General features: G+C 59.3%; 15 protein-coding genes. 10 read left to right on the top strand and 5 right to left on the bottom strand.

Annotated elements, in window-relative coordinates:
• Window positions 1-6: 6 nt before the first annotated feature.
• Complete coding sequence (locus tag FFH90_RS13950) at window positions 7-1,461, top strand: NAD-dependent succinate-semialdehyde dehydrogenase (RefSeq protein ID WP_138867379.1); 1,455 nt, start codon at window positions 7-9, stop codon at window positions 1,459-1,461.
• Window positions 1,462-1,524: 63 nt separating this feature from the next.
• Here FFH90_RS13950 and hpaR read toward each other — a convergent pair whose 3' ends face one another.
• Window positions 1,525-1,947 carry a homoprotocatechuate degradation operon regulator HpaR gene (gene hpaR, locus FFH90_RS13945; protein ID WP_064621252.1) on the bottom strand — a complete coding sequence of 141 codons (423 nt, stop codon included), beginning with the start codon at window positions 1,945-1,947 and terminating at the stop codon, window positions 1,525-1,527.
• 232 nt (window positions 1,948-2,179) lie between these two features.
• On the opposite strand from hpaR, the gene FFH90_RS13940 reads away from it, so the two are divergent.
• The 6 genes from FFH90_RS13940 to FFH90_RS13915 all read left to right on the top strand — a co-directional run bounded on the left by FFH90_RS13940 (window position 2,180) and on the right by FFH90_RS13915 (window position 7,083).
• Window positions 2,180-3,478, top strand: a complete 1,299-nt coding sequence (locus FFH90_RS13940) for an FAD-binding oxidoreductase (protein WP_018927914.1) — start codon at window positions 2,180-2,182, stop codon at window positions 3,476-3,478.
• 53 nt (window positions 3,479-3,531) lie between these two features.
• Window positions 3,532-3,897, top strand: coding sequence for a cupin domain-containing protein (locus tag FFH90_RS13935; protein ID WP_018927913.1), 366 nt, complete (start codon window positions 3,532-3,534; stop codon window positions 3,895-3,897).
• A 52-nt stretch (window positions 3,898-3,949) separates the two neighbouring features.
• Entirely contained in the window at window positions 3,950-4,615 is a 666-nt protein-coding gene (locus FFH90_RS13930; RefSeq protein ID WP_018927912.1) for a LuxR C-terminal-related transcriptional regulator, read from the top strand.
• Window positions 4,616-4,708: 93 nt separating this feature from the next.
• Window positions 4,709-5,530, top strand: a complete 822-nt coding sequence (locus FFH90_RS13925; protein WP_138867378.1) for a molybdenum cofactor biosynthesis F family protein — start codon at window positions 4,709-4,711, stop codon at window positions 5,528-5,530.
• The gene (locus tag FFH90_RS13920) at window positions 5,523-6,323 is read left to right on the top strand and encodes an SDR family NAD(P)-dependent oxidoreductase (RefSeq protein WP_138867377.1); all 801 of its coding nucleotides are present in this window, start codon (window positions 5,523-5,525) and stop codon (window positions 6,321-6,323) included. Before FFH90_RS13925 ends, FFH90_RS13920 begins: the two co-directional genes overlap by 8 nt.
• Complete coding sequence (locus FFH90_RS13915) at window positions 6,316-7,083, top strand: SDR family oxidoreductase (protein WP_111454930.1); 768 nt, start codon at window positions 6,316-6,318, stop codon at window positions 7,081-7,083. Before FFH90_RS13920 ends, FFH90_RS13915 begins: the two co-directional genes overlap by 8 nt.
• Window positions 7,084-7,142: 59 nt before the next feature.
• Here FFH90_RS13915 and feaR read toward each other — a convergent pair whose 3' ends face one another.
• The 3 genes from feaR to FFH90_RS13900 form a co-directional block, all read right to left on the bottom strand.
• Window positions 7,143-8,105, bottom strand: coding sequence for a transcriptional regulator FeaR (feaR, locus tag FFH90_RS13910; protein ID WP_086945690.1), 963 nt, complete (start codon window positions 8,103-8,105; stop codon window positions 7,143-7,145).
• A 118-nt stretch (window positions 8,106-8,223) separates the two neighbouring features.
• The gene (locus FFH90_RS13905; RefSeq protein WP_028940818.1) at window positions 8,224-8,808 is read right to left on the bottom strand and encodes a DUF3156 family protein; all 585 of its coding nucleotides are present in this window, start codon (window positions 8,806-8,808) and stop codon (window positions 8,224-8,226) included.
• A complete protein-coding gene (locus tag FFH90_RS13900) occupies window positions 8,789-10,288 on the bottom strand; it encodes an APC family permease (protein WP_064617366.1) in 1,500 nt (499 codons plus the stop codon). Before FFH90_RS13900 ends, FFH90_RS13905 begins: the two co-directional genes overlap by 20 nt.
• A 305-nt stretch (window positions 10,289-10,593) precedes the next feature.
• Between FFH90_RS13900 and FFH90_RS13895 the strand changes: the two genes are divergently transcribed.
• Window positions 10,594-11,922, top strand: coding sequence for a hypothetical protein (locus FFH90_RS13895; protein WP_086945692.1), 1,329 nt, complete (start codon window positions 10,594-10,596; stop codon window positions 11,920-11,922).
• A gap of 39 nt (window positions 11,923-11,961) precedes the next feature.
• On the opposite strand, the gene FFH90_RS30520 is transcribed toward FFH90_RS13895, so the two are convergent.
• Window positions 11,962-12,867 carry a methyl-accepting chemotaxis protein gene (locus tag FFH90_RS30520; protein ID WP_138867376.1) on the bottom strand — a complete coding sequence of 302 codons (906 nt, stop codon included), beginning with the start codon at window positions 12,865-12,867 and terminating at the stop codon, window positions 11,962-11,964.
• A 266-nt stretch (window positions 12,868-13,133) separates the two neighbouring features.
• On the opposite strand from FFH90_RS30520, the gene FFH90_RS13885 reads away from it, so the two are divergent.
• Entirely contained in the window at window positions 13,134-14,111 is a 978-nt protein-coding gene (locus FFH90_RS13885; protein ID WP_018927903.1) for a helix-turn-helix transcriptional regulator, read from the top strand.
• A gap of 128 nt (window positions 14,112-14,239) precedes the next feature.
• Window positions 14,240-15,121, top strand: a complete 882-nt coding sequence (locus FFH90_RS13880) for a transporter (RefSeq protein WP_178114252.1) — start codon at window positions 14,240-14,242, stop codon at window positions 15,119-15,121.
• Window positions 15,122-15,124 lie beyond the last annotated feature (3 nt).

Raw genomic sequence — 15,124 nt, 5'->3', positions numbered from 1 at the left:
AGCCCGATGAAACTTAACGATTTGAAACTGCTGCGCGAGCAGGCTTACATCAATGGCCAATGGGTCGACGCCGATGACGGTTCACGCTTCGCGGTGACCAACCCGGCGGATGGCGAAGTCATCGCCCAAATCAGCTCCCTCGGCCAAGCCGAAACCGCCCGCGCCATCGCCGCGGCCCAGGCCGCCCTGCCCGCCTGGCGCGGCAAAACCGCCAAGGATCGCAGCAAGGTATTGCGCACATGGTTCGAGCTGATCATGGCCCATCAGGAAGACCTGGCCCGCCTGCTCAGTTGGGAACAAGGCAAACCGCTGGCCGAGAGTCGTGGCGAAGTTGCCTATGGCGCGAGCTTTATCGAGTGGTTCGCCGAAGAGGCCAAGCGGGTCTACGGCGATGTGATTCCTCATGACAAGCAAGGTCGGCGGCTGGTGGTGATCAAGCAAGCCATCGGGGTGGTGGCGGCCATCACACCGTGGAATTTTCCCAATGCAATGATCACCCGCAAGGTTGGTCCAGCGCTGGCCGCCGGTTGCACCGTGGTGCTTAAACCGGCTTCAGAAACCCCATTGTCGGCTTTGGCCCTGGCTGAACTCGGCGAACGCGCCGGCATTCCGGCGGGTGTGCTGAACGTCGTCACCGGCACCCGCTCCCGGGAAATCGGTGCAGAGCTGACGGGTAACCCGGCAGTGCAAAAACTCTCGTTCACCGGCTCCACCGGCATCGGCAAATTGCTGATGGCCCAGTGTGCGCAAACCATCAAGAAAGTCAGCCTGGAACTGGGCGGTAACGCGCCGTTTATCATCTTCGAAGACGCCGACCTGGATGCCGCCGTGGAAGGTGCGATCGGCTCGAAATTCCGCAACAGCGGCCAGACCTGTGTCTGTACCAACCGCTTGCTGGTACAAAACAGTGTCTATGACGAGTTCGCCCGCCGCCTGGTGCTGGCGGTCAACACCCTCAAGGTCGCCCGGGCCGAAACCGAAGGCGCGCAACAAGGGCCGCTGATCAACGCCAAGGCGGTGGCCAAGGTCGAGGAACACATCAACGACGCACTGGCCCAGGGCGCGACGCTGCTGGCCGGCGGCAAACCCCACGCACTGGGTGGCAACTTCTTCGAGCCCACGGTCCTCGGCGACGTCACCCCGGCCATGCTGGTGGCCCGGGATGAGACCTTCGGCCCGCTGGCACCGCTGTTCCGTTTCGACACCGAAGCCGAGGCAATCGCCATGGCCAACGATACCGAGTTCGGTCTGGCGTCCTATGTCTACACCCGCGACCTGGGCCGGGCCTGGCGCGTCAGCGAGGCGCTGGAGTACGGCATGGTCGGAGTCAACGAAGGACTGATCTCCACCGAAGTGGCGCCGTTCGGCGGGATAAAGCAGTCAGGGTTGGGCCGCGAAGGTTCCAAGTATGGGATCGATGATTACATCGAGCAGAAGTACATGTGCCTGAGCATCAAATAATCTCTGTACAACGCGTCATTCGATTTCGCGAGCAAGCTCGCTCGCGAAATCGCTCCGATATTGTCAGCGCTTGATGGTCTTCAACTCGTTGAGCAGCCCGAGCAACGTCTGCAACTTCTCCTCTCCCAACTGTGCCTGCAACCGTTGGTAGTTCTCTTCCATGCACTGGCTCATGGACTCAAAGCACGCCTCGCCCTTTTCGGCCAGGGTCACCAGCACCCGTCGCTGGTCCTGCTCGGCCTTGCGCCGATGGACCATGCCGGCCGCCTCCATGCGCACCAGCACACCGGTCATGCTCGGTTTGAGGATGCACGCCAGTTCCGCCAGCCGGTAGATTTCCAGCTCCCCGTGCTGACTGAGAATGCGGATAACCCGCCACTGTTGTTCAGTCAACCCGTGCTGGTTGAGCGAGGGACGAAAAAAACTCATGGCTGCTTCACGTGCTTGCAGCAGGGTCAAGGTCAGGGATTGCCGGGGTTTGAGCATCGGAGTCAGGATCACGGTTGATTTAGTTAATAATTTAACGAAACTCTATCATCCTGTCCTCCCGAACGCGCCATAACTTCTTATCGCAAAGGCCTTCTGGCGCGCTGAATCAAAAATCCCGGCATAGAGAATCAAGACATCCACCGAGCCAAGGCTCTTAATAGGAGTCATCCGGTACAGAGCTAATCAAAGGCCCTGCGTTGAGTTTTTCTTCACTTTTTCAGGCTGCGCCATGATCAATATCGAAACGCCCACCTATTACACGGCCACCAAAAAATACAATCTCAGCTTCCCGACCCTGGAACAGGATGTGGAAGCCGACGTTGTGGTCATTGGCGGTGGTTTCTCCGGCATCAATACCGCGCTTGAGCTCGCCGAAAAAGGCATCACCAACATCGTTGTGCTGGAGGCGCGTTACCTGGGTTTCGGTGGCACCGGGCGCAATGGAGGGCAGATCATGGCCGGCATCGGTCACGACCTGGAGAAGATCAAGAAGGACGTGGGTGAGGACGGTCTGCGCCAGGTCTTCGAGATCAGCGACCTGGGCGCGGACATCATCAAGGACCGCATCGCCAAGTACAACATCGATGCCGACTTCTGCCACGGCTACGGCTACATGGGCTTCAACGCTCGCCAGGAAAAGACCCTGCGCGCCTGGGAAAAAGACTTCAAATCGATCAACAGCAAACACGAGATTCGCTTTCTCGGTGGTTCGGACGTCAAGCAAATCATCGGCTCCGATGCCTACAGCAGCGCATTGCTGCACATGGGCGGCGGTCACGTCCATTCGTTGAACCTGCTACTCGGTGAAGCCAAGGCACTGGTTGGGCACGGCGTGCGGATTTTCGAGAACAGTCCAGCGCTGGAAGTCAGCTATGGCGAGCGCATCACCGTGCGCACCGGCCGTGGTTCAGTAAAGGCCAGCAAGCTTCTGTGGGCCTGCGACAGTTTCCTCAACAAGCTGGAACCTGAGCTGCACCGCTCGACCATAAACACTTACGCTTTCCAGATGATGACCGAGCCACTGTCGGACGAGTTGATCAACCGCATCAGCCCGATTCGCGGCGCCTACAGCGACATTCGTCCGGTGATCGACTACTACCGCGTCACCAACGAAAACCGTCTGTTGTTCGGTGCGGCCACACCGCTGGTCGAGCACATTCCCCTGGACCTGAAAGCCTGGAACCGCAACCTGATGCTGAAGATTTTCCCGTACCTCAAGGACGTGAAAATCGATCTGGCCTGGGGCGGTCCGATGGCCTGCAGCCCGAATCTGTTCCCGCAGATCGGCACCCTGCCCGGTCGCAGCAACGCCTTCTTCGTTCAGGGCTATTCGGGCTTCGGCGTCACCCCCAGCCACATCATCTGCAAGGTGCTGGCCGAAGGCATGAGTGAAGGCTCGGCGCGCTATGACCTGGTCAGCTCGATCCACCGCCCTACCATCCTTGGCAAAGATGCGTTTCGCCCACTGTTGCTGACCGCCGGCAAGTCCTGGCACCAGCTGTCAGGTTATTGGAACGGGCGTCGGTAACTGCCAAGGCGCTCTTCCCTTTTCTGTTTTTTTACTCATCAGGAGCAACTGCCATGACCCTTACCACCCTCAAGAAAGACATCCAGCTGTCCGAACTGGACGCCTGGGGCTCCGTTGCCGACCTCGGCTCGGAAATCCTCGAAGGCGAAGTCAAAGCCTTCGGCAAAATGACTTTCGGCGCACCGACCGACCCGGTCAGCAGTGCCTATTTCGGCACCACCCAGGGCAAGTTCCGCATGGTCTATCCGTTCGCCGAACAAGCTACGGTGGTTACCGGCGAAGTGGTCCTGACCAACGAATCCACCGGCCAGAGTGCTCGCTACAAGGCCGGCGACAGCTGGTTCGTGACCAAAGGCACTCCCGTGCTGTGGGAAGTGGTCAGCGAAAGTTTCGTCAAACACTACTTCGCTGTCGCTTGACCGATTCGGGTTGCCGGCGAACAGCCGGTAGCCCCTTGGCGAGGTACCGAACATGAATGCCCTCCCCACCCAGGAAATCGCCGGCCATTGCCTGCAAGCTTTCACTCAACTCGTACCTGCCAGTCAGGCGGCGTTCTACTGTGTCGACCGGCAACTGCAAGCCCGTGACTTCCGGCTGCATTGCATGAGCGATGAGATGCATCGCGACTATCTGGACAACTACCGTCGGTTCGACCCTTTGCAACCGCGAAATTGCCTGTCCAGCGGGCGAGCCGTGGTGCCTCTGGGTTTTGCCATGGCCCGACAGCCGACACGGGACAGTCGGCGCTATCGGGACTTTCTGCAGCGCTATGGCATTGTCGATGTGGTGGAAATCCTCGCCCATCGCGCCGGCCAGCCTCAGGCCGCGATCTCGATGTTACGCACCGCCGAACAAGGCGCCTTCACCACCGACCAACTGGCCCAGCTCAATGCCTTGCAGTCCCTGCTGCAACTCGCCGTCGCGAACATACAGCCCTGCGAAGATCCGCTGACCGGCCTGACGCCCAAGGAGCGGCAGATCGCGTTGTTACTGCGCCAGGGCGCCAGCAACAAGCAACTGGCCCTGGAACTGAAAGTCGGTCTGCCGACCATCAAGACCCACCTGATCAACCTGTTTCGCAAGACCGGCGTCAGCAGCCGCACCGAGCTGGTCGGAACCCTGTTTCTCCAGCTCTGATTTTTTAGCCCGGCTCAACCATCCGGTTGATAGGCGAGCTTGTTTGCGAACCGCATGCTCCAGATTGTTATTTCACTCAACTGGAGCATTGCAATGACAACATCATCCGACTGGATCACCGTTGGCGCCCTGGCCGACGGCTTCGCCCCTGAAGCCTTCATCCTGCCGAACCTGGCCGACCTGAACGGCAAGGCCTTCACGCTGAACTTCGCCAATGGCTGGCAGATCGAACATCGTTTCGACACCGAAGCCCTATCCTGGACCGCTGCCGATGGGCACTCCACAGGCACTGCAAACTATCGAGCCACCTCAGTGCGTCCAGGTCTGTACCTGGTGGACTTCATCAAGCACGAAGGTGGTCAAGCCTGGTCGATCAGCCTGGTGCTCGACACCGTTAGCGCTGCATTCACCGCCGTGATCGGCCGCATGCCGACCCAGGAGCAAACCCGTGAAGGCCTCTACAGCCGTGCGCTGGCGGGCAAGCACCTGACCTCGGTCGAAGTCGAGTTTTTGCATGGCAGCCTTGATCGTCCGTGGCAGGAAGGCCAATGCCCTCACGCACCGACCAGCGAACTGAGCGGCCTGCGCAACCTGTATCGCTACAGCCCAAGTGAAGTCTACGAACACATCTACCTCAACGATCAGTTCTATTCCTGGCAGTGCCTCAAGGGCGTCGAGCAAGGCCTGTGCGACACCGACCGTTGTCACTACTACAAGATCGCCGATCAGCTGTACCTGTTCGTCTGGCGCGAAAAGATCATCCCGACCCTCGGCCTGGTGCTGATCGATCTGCAACAGCACCGCAGCGACGGCAAGATCTTCGGTTATGCCGGGTCGTCCTTCGATGAACTGTCGAACTTTCCGGTCAGCTCTTACTGCCAGGTTCTCAACCGGACGGAGTATCCCAATGCCTGAGCCACGTACCGTTGCAATCACCGGTGCCGGGACGGGCATCGGTGCTGCCTGTGCCCGGCTGTACGCAGCCGAAGGCGTCAATCTGGTGTTGATCGGCCGCCGCCGCGAGCCCCTGGAGCAAATTGCCCGGGAAACCGGCGGGCTGGTTTTGGTCGGCGATGCCGCCTGCCCGGACACCTGGGAAGGATTCGTGGCACAGATTCGTCAGCGCTACGGGCGCCTTGATGTACTGCTGGCCTGTGCCGGCGGCCTTGGCCTGGGCAGCGCCACCGACACCAGCCCGCAGACTTGGGAAGCAGCGTTGCGCAGCAACCTGGACAGCGCCTTCTACAGTGCCCGGGCCTGCCTGCCTCTGCTGCTGGAGAGTACCGGCAGCATCGTGCTGATCGGTTCCATCGCCTCGCTAGCGGCGGGGCCCGAAGTCTGCGGCTACACCACGGCCAAGCACGCGCTGCTCGGCCTCAACCGCTCGCTGGCCAGGGATTACGGCCCGCGCGGTGTACGAGTGAACGCCGTCTGCCCGGGCTGGGTGCGCACGCCCATGGCCGATCAGGAGATGCAGCCGCTGATGGACTTTTATGGCGAAACGCTGCAGCAAGCCTATGACCGGGTCTGCGCCGACGTGCCGTTGCGACGACCGGCCAGCGCCGAGGAAATTGCCAGGGTTTGCCGCTTCCTGGCCTCTAGCGAAGCGTCGATTATCACGGGCGCAACCGTGGTGGCCGACGGCGGCTCGAGCATCGTCGATGTGCCGACCCTGGCCTACACCCACATGGAGCCGTCTCATGCCTGATGACCTGGATTTCAGCGGTAAAACCGTACTGGTGACCGGCGGCGCCCAAGGCATTGGCCGGGCGATCGTCGAAGCCTTCGCCTGGCGCGGTGCGCGAGTGGTAATCGCCGACCTGCAACTGTCACAGGCTCAGGCACTGGCCAGCGAATTGTCCGGGCAGACGTGTCAGGTCGAAGCTGTGGGCGTCGATCTGGCCGATGCCACGGCAGTGTTCGACATGGTCCGGGCACTGGAGCAACGCTGGGGTCGGCTCGATATTCTGGTGCACAACGCCGGGTATTTTCCGCTGACACCGTTTGCCGACATCACGCCATCCATTCTCGAGCGCACCCTGGCGGTCAATCTCTCGGCATTGTTCTGGCTGACCCAGGCGGCCTTGCCGATGTTTCACCGTCAGGGCGGTGGTTGTGTGCTGGTCACTTCGTCAGTTACCGGCCCAAAAGTGGCTTATCCGGGGCTGAGTCATTACGCGGCATCAAAAGCCGGGGTCAACGGTTTCATCCGCAACGCGGCACTGGAACTGGCCGGACACAACGTGCGGGTCAATGGCGTCGAGCCGGGCATGATCGCGACGCCAGCCATGGGCAATCTGGGGGACGACCAACTGAACGAAAATATCGCCAGTCGAGTGCCCCTGGGACGGCTTGGCAAGGCGGCGGATATTGCCGGAGCCATGCTGTTTCTAGCATCGGATCTGGCAACTTACATCACCGGACAGACGCTGGTGGTCGATGGCGGCTCGACCTTGCCAGAGGTTTGATGTAGCGTTTTTTCATGCTGGAAGGGGGCTTTGAAAAGCCCCCTTTTTCATTCAGAGAGTCAAGCCGTCCCCACCGCCTGCTGCAAATGACTGGAACGAAAATCCTTGGGTGACAGCTCGAACTGCTTCTTGAACGAGCGGCTGAAATGCGCCGAGTCGGTGAAGCCCCACTTGTAAGCGATGGAGGTGATCGATTCGCTACGCAAGAACGGATTGGTCAGGTCATCGGCGCTGCGCTTGAGCCGCGCCCGTTGAATGTAGCGGCAGACGCTATCGTCCTGCTCTTCAAATAACCGATACAAGTGCCGCACTGAAATGTTCAATCGATTGGCCAGCCCGACGGGACTCAAGCCCGGCTGGGTCAGGGACTCGTCGATGACTTTCTGCACATAACTGCGCAGGTTGTTGCCCTGCAACGAAGTAACGTCATCCCCCGACACCTGATCCTGATCGAATGCCGAACCCAGCAACGATACAAAAGCCGATTGCAACGCCTCACCCTCACCGACTGCGCCCTCGCCCACCCACGCGTCCTTGCACAGCTGATCCACCAGCACATGCAGCATCCGCCCACAGGCCTTGCTCGAGGAAATCTTGCCGAACGTCCGGGACTGGCTGCCAAGCTGTTTGCACACTTCGTTGCGGGACAAGGAGACCGAGACATGCTCGATCAGCCCGAATGGGCTGATTTCAATGGAACCTGCCGAGTCCATCAGCAGCAGGTCCCCGGGTGCCAACTGGATGCTCTGTCCGTACTGGGTGATCTGGCAGTAACCGCTGCGCTGGCTGACCAGGAAACAATCCTGTTCGTTGTCGTGATCGGCGTTGGGCTTGTCGCGCTTGATAAGCCCTGCGTTGGTACGCAAGTTCGCCAAGGACAGACCGCCCCGGGAACACTCGGAAACCTCACCAATGAACAGCGAACGGTTGTAGGCCAATTCTGTGTCGAAATGACCACAGGCTGCTCGCAGATCCCGGGTCCAGGTTTCCAACCCGTCTTGCACAGACTGATGGATGCTCATGGGGCTCTCCACAATGGCTTTTTGTTTTTGTTGCGCAATAGTTAACATGTTATCTATATACGCGCAACAAGTACGTGTCTGCCAAAGTGGGTAGCACTAATGATGCCAAAATCGCGAATCAGAACGTGCGCAACAGGCGCTGCAATCCAGTCAACGTGTCAAGCAGCCAAGTGCGTTGATCACGGCTCAAAGCGATGTAGCGACGAAAGGCCGGCATGCGGTTGACCACCTCGCTGCCACCCATATGCTCCAGCCGTACGCACCACTGATGCCCTTGCAGATCAATGCGCAAGCGTTTGAAGTCCAACGGCATCAAGGCCTGGTGCAGCGCACTGTCCTCCTGCAACCTGGCCTGCAACCTGGCTAATAGCGCGGCGTCTCCAGCACGCTGCCGACAGCGGATCCCGGTCCGTCGAACAGCCCCGCTATGGTGCAGTTCGAAGCTCGCCGCGCCCTCAGTCGAGGCAGGCACCCGGATCACGAACTCGGTCATGACCAGGTGCATCAACAGCTGCGACTCGGTGCGCTCGACGATCTCCAATTGCAGGCTGCCATCGTCCAGCGAAGCCCGGGCCGCTGTCGGCTCTGTCTGCTCGAAACTGGCCAGACCGAGGTTGCGCCGCAGGTGCTCGAGCGTCACCCCAGGTCGATAACCGGCTGGGGCGCGTCTGGCGCTGAACAGCTCAGACAGTTTTTGCAGCATGGTCGATATACCCGTTGTCAGGGTGCCCCGGTTCATTGGAGAACTCCTTGGCCAGCACTTCTTCCACCGAAGCAGGCTTGAATGGATTGACCTTCTGCACGACTAACGTCCAGAACAGCGCGTACACCGCGGTGCCACCAAGCATCACCGCGAACGGGACATAGATATCCGCGGGGTTCATGCCGGGCGGCGTGATAAACCACATGCCCAGCAGGATGCCGACGCTGGAAAGGATCTGTGGCAACGGGAAGAAGGGCGAGCGATAGGCCCGTGGCAGATCGGGACGACGGATGCGCAGCATTACCACCGACAGCGTCACCAGCAGATAGGCAAAACTCCAGGCACAAACGGCGGCCAACACCAGATGCATGATGTTGTCAGTGTTACCGCCCAGATACAGCGCATGCAGGCAAGGAATCAGCATCGCCACCAGAATGCACAGCAGCGGCGTCTTGAAGCGTGGGTGCAAGTAGGTGAAGACCTTGGGCAACGCGCCGTCGACTGCCATGCCGTAAAGAATCCTCGGCACACCCGCCATCAGTGTATTGATGGTCGCCGCCCCGGCAAACAGAAAGCCGATCCCCAGCCACATCGGACCGATATTGCCCATCACCTGCTCGGCGAACTTTGGAATGGCCATCGGTGTATCGAGCAGATGCACGCCACCGGCGGCATCAAGCAACACGTTCTCCACTTGACGCTTCATTGCCGCGCCATAGATGAACATGCACGACGCAACGCTCAACAACCCCAGAATCATCGCCTTGGGCATGACCTTGGCCGATTGGCGCAAGTCCGGCGCCAGAGGGGTGACGAACTCACAACCGACGAACATGAACATGGCCATGCCCACCAGCGACAGGATGGTGATCAGGTCAGTACCCACAAGGGATACACCGAACCAGCCATCCAGTTGCACCGCTGGCGCCGCGATCAACCCCAACACGCCAAACACCATCAACGTGGTCCACATGCCGAAGGTCAGAATGATCTCTGCCCTGCCGAAGGCGCTGACGCCGAAGGCATTGAGAATCCCGAACACCACGACGAACCCAACCCCAAGCAACCAGGAACCACCGGCAGATTCTGCCAAGGTATTGAGGTGCTCGAAGTTCACCAGGGCCATGACCCCGGAAAGAATGGTCTCGGCAGTGCCTGCGAACACATGCACGATCAGGTAGGCCGACAACGTGCCAGTGATAGCAAAGAAGCGGCCCATGCCGCAATTGATGTAGTCGTAGACCGAACCGGTAGTCGGCAGGATCGATGCCGCTTCAGCGAAGGTGGTCGCCTGGGCCAACATCATCACCACGGCAATCAGCATGGCCACCGCGAAGGCGCTGCCGCCGATGCCAAAGCCCATGGTCGCGGTGAGAATCACCGGGCTGGCCATGATCAGACCAATGGTACTGGCGAGCGCAGTGGGAAAACCGACCGTGCCCCGGTTCAAATGCTCGGTGAGTCTGTCATTGATCGACATAGTGCAGATCCTCAAAAGCGGATTTTTATAGTGGATGTAACGAGCCGTTCAAGGAGCTGGCGACAAAGCCCTCCCCAGCCAGTCCCTGAGCGAAACGGCGCCGTGTGCAGAGTGACTGTGCTCCTCTGCCACCCAGATCGTCTTGCCCATGTCTGCCGCCGGTCTTGTTGCTCCCTGCCATGCTTCACCGCGTGGCTGACAGGATCAAATGCCTGGCACGCAGGTGAAAGACTTCCCCCACCTCCAGTCGCCCTAATGCGCACTCGACCTATCGAACTGTCCAACAAAAGCTGGGGAAAACAACAATGGAGCAAACACTGAAAGCACGAGCGCTGCCCAAGGCCGTTGGTCTGGGTATCGCGCTCTTGATCGCCGACTCGTCGGCCCAGGCGTACGAGCTGTATGCTGATAACGACACCAAGGTCACGGGCAACTTCCTCGCGGTCTATGGGATGTTCAACAGTCGCAAGAACTATGACGGCACCACAGGCGGGTCTAGTTGGCGCGAAGGATTTATCAAGTATGGCTTGAGTGTCGAGCAAACGCTCGGCGGCCTGGGCAGCGCCTACGGCACGGCCAATATGGTCAGTTCCGGCACCTGGGGCGATGGCGATGCCGCGGGCATCACCGACGGTACCGAACGAACCACAAAGTTTGATGAAGCCTTCGCCGGCTGGCGTTCCGGCGACCTGTTCCCGGTACTTGGCAAGGATGGCGTGGATGTGTCGTTTGGGCGCCAGGTCATTACTCTCGGTGACGGTTTCATCATCAACGACGACGGCCTGAACCTGGGTAAAGGTGTGGCGGATGGTGAGTTCAACCGAGGTGGTGCCTATTATCTCGCGGCGCGCCACGCATTCGACGAAACGGCCGTCCTGCGCCTGGGCGGCAAGGAAGGCGTGCACGGCAGCCTGATGTGGATCAAGTCGGACAACCGCGCCCAGGCCAAGACCGAGATGGCCGCCAGCACCCTGGAATACACCGCCGCGCCAGGTACCCTCGGGCTGACGTATATTCACGGCATTGACGTCGATGATCGTTATGCCAGCGACTTCCAGAAGCAACGTGAAGGCATGAACATCTATAGCCTGCGGGGCGCTGGCAATGCCGGAATAGAGAACGCTCACTTTTCCTTCGAATATGCCTGGCAGGACAAGGACGCCGGCCCGGAAAAAGCCTGGTACACCGAAGCCGGCTACACCTTTGCCGACCTGCCATGGTCGCCGGACCTGACGTACCGTTACAGCCGCTATTCCAAAGATTGGGATTCGATGTTCAACGGTGTCAACCGTGGCTACGGCACCTGGTTCCAGGGCGAAGTGGCCGGTAATTATTCGGGCCCGTTCAACAGCAACACCGCGATCCAGCATGTGGCGCTCAAAGTCAAACCACTGGAGCCAGTGACCGTTGGCGTGCTGTTTTTCGACTACAAGACCCTGCACAAGAACAATGCGCTGGACCTCGATGGTCGTGAACTGGACCTGTATGCCGAATGGGCGGTGAACGAGCACCTGATCGTCACCCCGTTGGTGGGCCTGTATAAGCCGGAAAAGGATGAAAGCAACGGCGGTAATCAGGTTGGTGGCAACGGCACTAATGTCTACAGCCAACTGACCGTGGCCGTGCCTTTCTAATCCATGTCAGGAGCTGCCTGGCGCAGCTCCTGACGCGGTTTACTGTTTGTGCTGATGCAACATCGTCTGAATCTGATGAGTCGCCTGGCGGGTATTTTCCGCCAGTTTGCGCACTTCATCGGCCACCACTGAAAACCCGCGCCCGACCTCCCCCGCCCTGGCCGCTTCGATGGCGGCGTTCAAGGCCAGCAAGTTGGTCTGGTCGGCGATGCCTTTAATGACTCCTACCACCGTCGCGATCTGGCCGTAGGTCGCCTGATTCTGCTCGAGCATTCGTTGATGGGTGGCCTCGGCTGAACGCTCATCGCTAATGTCGCGCACCGCGCCGATCACTCGGGTCAAGCGGCCCTGCTCATCACGGGCTGCGCGACCACGCTCGCGACACCAGATGTAACCTCGGGTCTTGTGGCGCATCCGGTATTCAAAGACGTATTCACCACTGCCGTGGGTTGCGAGGATTTCCCGGTCGAAGATCGACATGATTTTCGGCAGATCGTCAGCATGGGTGATGTTGACTTGAGCATCCCAACCGTCGGGCAGCTCGTGCGGGGCATACCCCATGAGGAGGCGGAACTGACTGGAAAACCGCATGCAACTGGCTGGATCCTGCACATCACCGTTGACCACGGTGATGTCCCAGCAACCCTCGGTCAGCGTTGACTGCAACAATTCCCAGATCTGCTCCTCCTGCCGGTGCTGGTGGGACAACTGCACGTGCAGGCTTAACTCGGCCTCCAGCGCCTGCTCGCGGAGCCGGGTCTGTTCCAGCTGTTGGCGAAGCGTTTCAAGCGCCTGCTCGCTGCGCTCCAATTGGCAGGCCTGGCCCTTGGACAGCTCCTCGGCGACCCGCAGACGTTGCACGATTTGGTTTTTTTCTTGTGTAAACCGTTCCAGTTGCAAGGCCTCGGTGAGCGCCTGCTGCTGTTTATGTTTCTTGAAGAACATCAGCCTGTCCTTTGTTCATCGAGTCGAGACACTGGATCTGATAGCAAACGGGAGATGATTGCTTGTACGTGGCTGCTGAGGCGTTTGCTCCTGTCTGCCACACACAAAAGGCCTTCCTGTAGCAGCCATCGTGCATCTGTAGGATAGCGATACTCTCTCAACCCGCCGATACTCGTCCTCAGGCCCTGCCCACGTCAAAACGACGTTTCGGTCCTTAATGACTTCGTGACGAAAACAATAAAAATGTCGCACAGAGGTACATACGAATGAGCCGTCATGATCATGGTCACGCCAGCCTCCTAGAGGCGTTCAGTGCAATGACACTAGAGCTTCAGCGCCTGGCTCAGGACAAAGACATCGAGCATTTCCACCACGCCGCGCTGGGCTGCATCAACCAGTTGTTACCCTTCGACAGTGCCTGGTGGGGGCGTGCGGCGCTGATTGAAGGGTTGCCTGAAGAACACAACTCCTATCTCTACAAATTGCCCCGCAGCTACCTGTCGGACTGGCAATCGATTCGCCACATCGACGTGACCGTCGGCAGGGTCCACGACATCCCCGGGCAAGCGGTCATCGTCGACATGCGCGACCCTTCCAACGGTTCCGGACTCAACTGGCTCGGCGAATCCTATGGTATTGGCGAATTGCTGTGCATTGTGTACGTCGACCCACAAACCCACCTCAGCGATCACCTCACGGTGTATCGCGCTCCCGAAGCACCGCGCTTTTCCGATCAGGATTGTCGGTTGCTGAACAACCTCATGCTTCATCTGGTTGCTGCGGTATCGGCCAACCAGATCCGCACCCTTGTGGCCATGCGCGAAACCCTCACCCGCCCGCGCAATCTGGCGCTCGCCGTATGCGACCAGCGCGGCACACTGCACTGCGCGGAACGTGGTTTCGTCGACTTGCTGCTGACCGAGTGGACGGACTGGACCGGCCCTTGCCTGCCGGTGGCAATGGACGCTAATGGGTATGAAGGCAAGTATCTGCAGATCGAGGCCTCGACGGTCGGTGATCTGTTCTTGCTGGCAGCCCGCAGCCGCACTGTGCTGATGCAATTGAGTCCACGAGAAAACGATGTGGCTCAAGGCTTCGGCGAAGGCAAGACCTACAAGGAAGTCGCCCGCGATCTGGGCATGTCACCCAATACCGTGCGCCACCACATCCGCGCCATCTACAGCAAACTCGGGGTCAAGGACAAAGCCCGAATTGCCCATCTGCTGCACGCCCCGCCTGACTGATCTACCCCGCTGACTCGCGCTGACTTTTTAGCTGCCTTTTTGACAGCCACGGGACACTTTTGCCCTTTTTTCCCTATGCCACGTAGGGGCGATCCGTTCGCCGCACAACAACTCAAAGAAGAGACGCAATGCCCATGACCAGTACCTTCAACCGCAACACTGCACTGGCTCTTATCAGTGGTCTGTCGAGCCTGCATGCTGGCGCCGCCGACCTCAACGCCCGGGATTTTTTCGGCGCCCCTTCGGGCACCACCCTGGGCGTGCTGTATTTGCCGGCAAGCCGCGCCAATGATTTCCACGGCCCCGCCGACAGCACGGGCAAGGCCGACCTTAAGGTCAACGCCGTGGCTTATCGCCAGGTCTTTTTCACCGACATCTGCGGCACCCTCTGCACCCCACAATTCATCGTGCCCTTCGCCGACATCAGCGCCCACCTGCCAGGTGCCAGTCAGCACACCGGAGAAAGCGGTTTCGGTGACCCTCAGGTCGGCGGCACCCTGTTCTTCATCAACGACCCCACCTCGCGCACCTACAGCGGGTTGCTGACCCTGATTACCCTGCCGGTGGGCGAGTACCACAGCACAAATCCCGATGTGTCACCCGGTGCCAATCGCTGGGGGGCAACCTTCGTTTACAACTACACCCAGGGCATCGGTGAAAAATGGGTGCTGGAAGCCAACCTCGAAGCCCAGCTCTATGGCAAGAACGACGACTACTTCAGCAATGACCTCAAACAGGACCCTCTGTATCGCTTGCAAGCTTTTGCCTCTTATGACTTCACGTCGAGCACCTATGGCGCGTTGCGACTGATCCACGCCGATGGCGGCGAGTTGCGGATCAATGAACAACGCATCGATGACACCCACAAGCGCTACACCCAGGTGGGTTTCGAAGTCGGTCACTGGCTCGATAAACAGAATCAGTTGATGTTCAGCCTCTCGCAGAACGTCGTCACCGACAACGGCTATCACGGTACCGACGCATTGCTGCGTCTGGTCCATGTGTTCTGAATT

It is taken from the genome of Pseudomonas sp. ATCC 43928, assembly GCF_005938665.2.
Taxonomy (GTDB): domain Bacteria; phylum Pseudomonadota; class Gammaproteobacteria; order Pseudomonadales; family Pseudomonadaceae; genus Aquipseudomonas.
The sequence above is the reverse complement of the archived record's forward strand: the minus strand, read 5'-3'. Positions and strand labels throughout refer to the sequence as shown.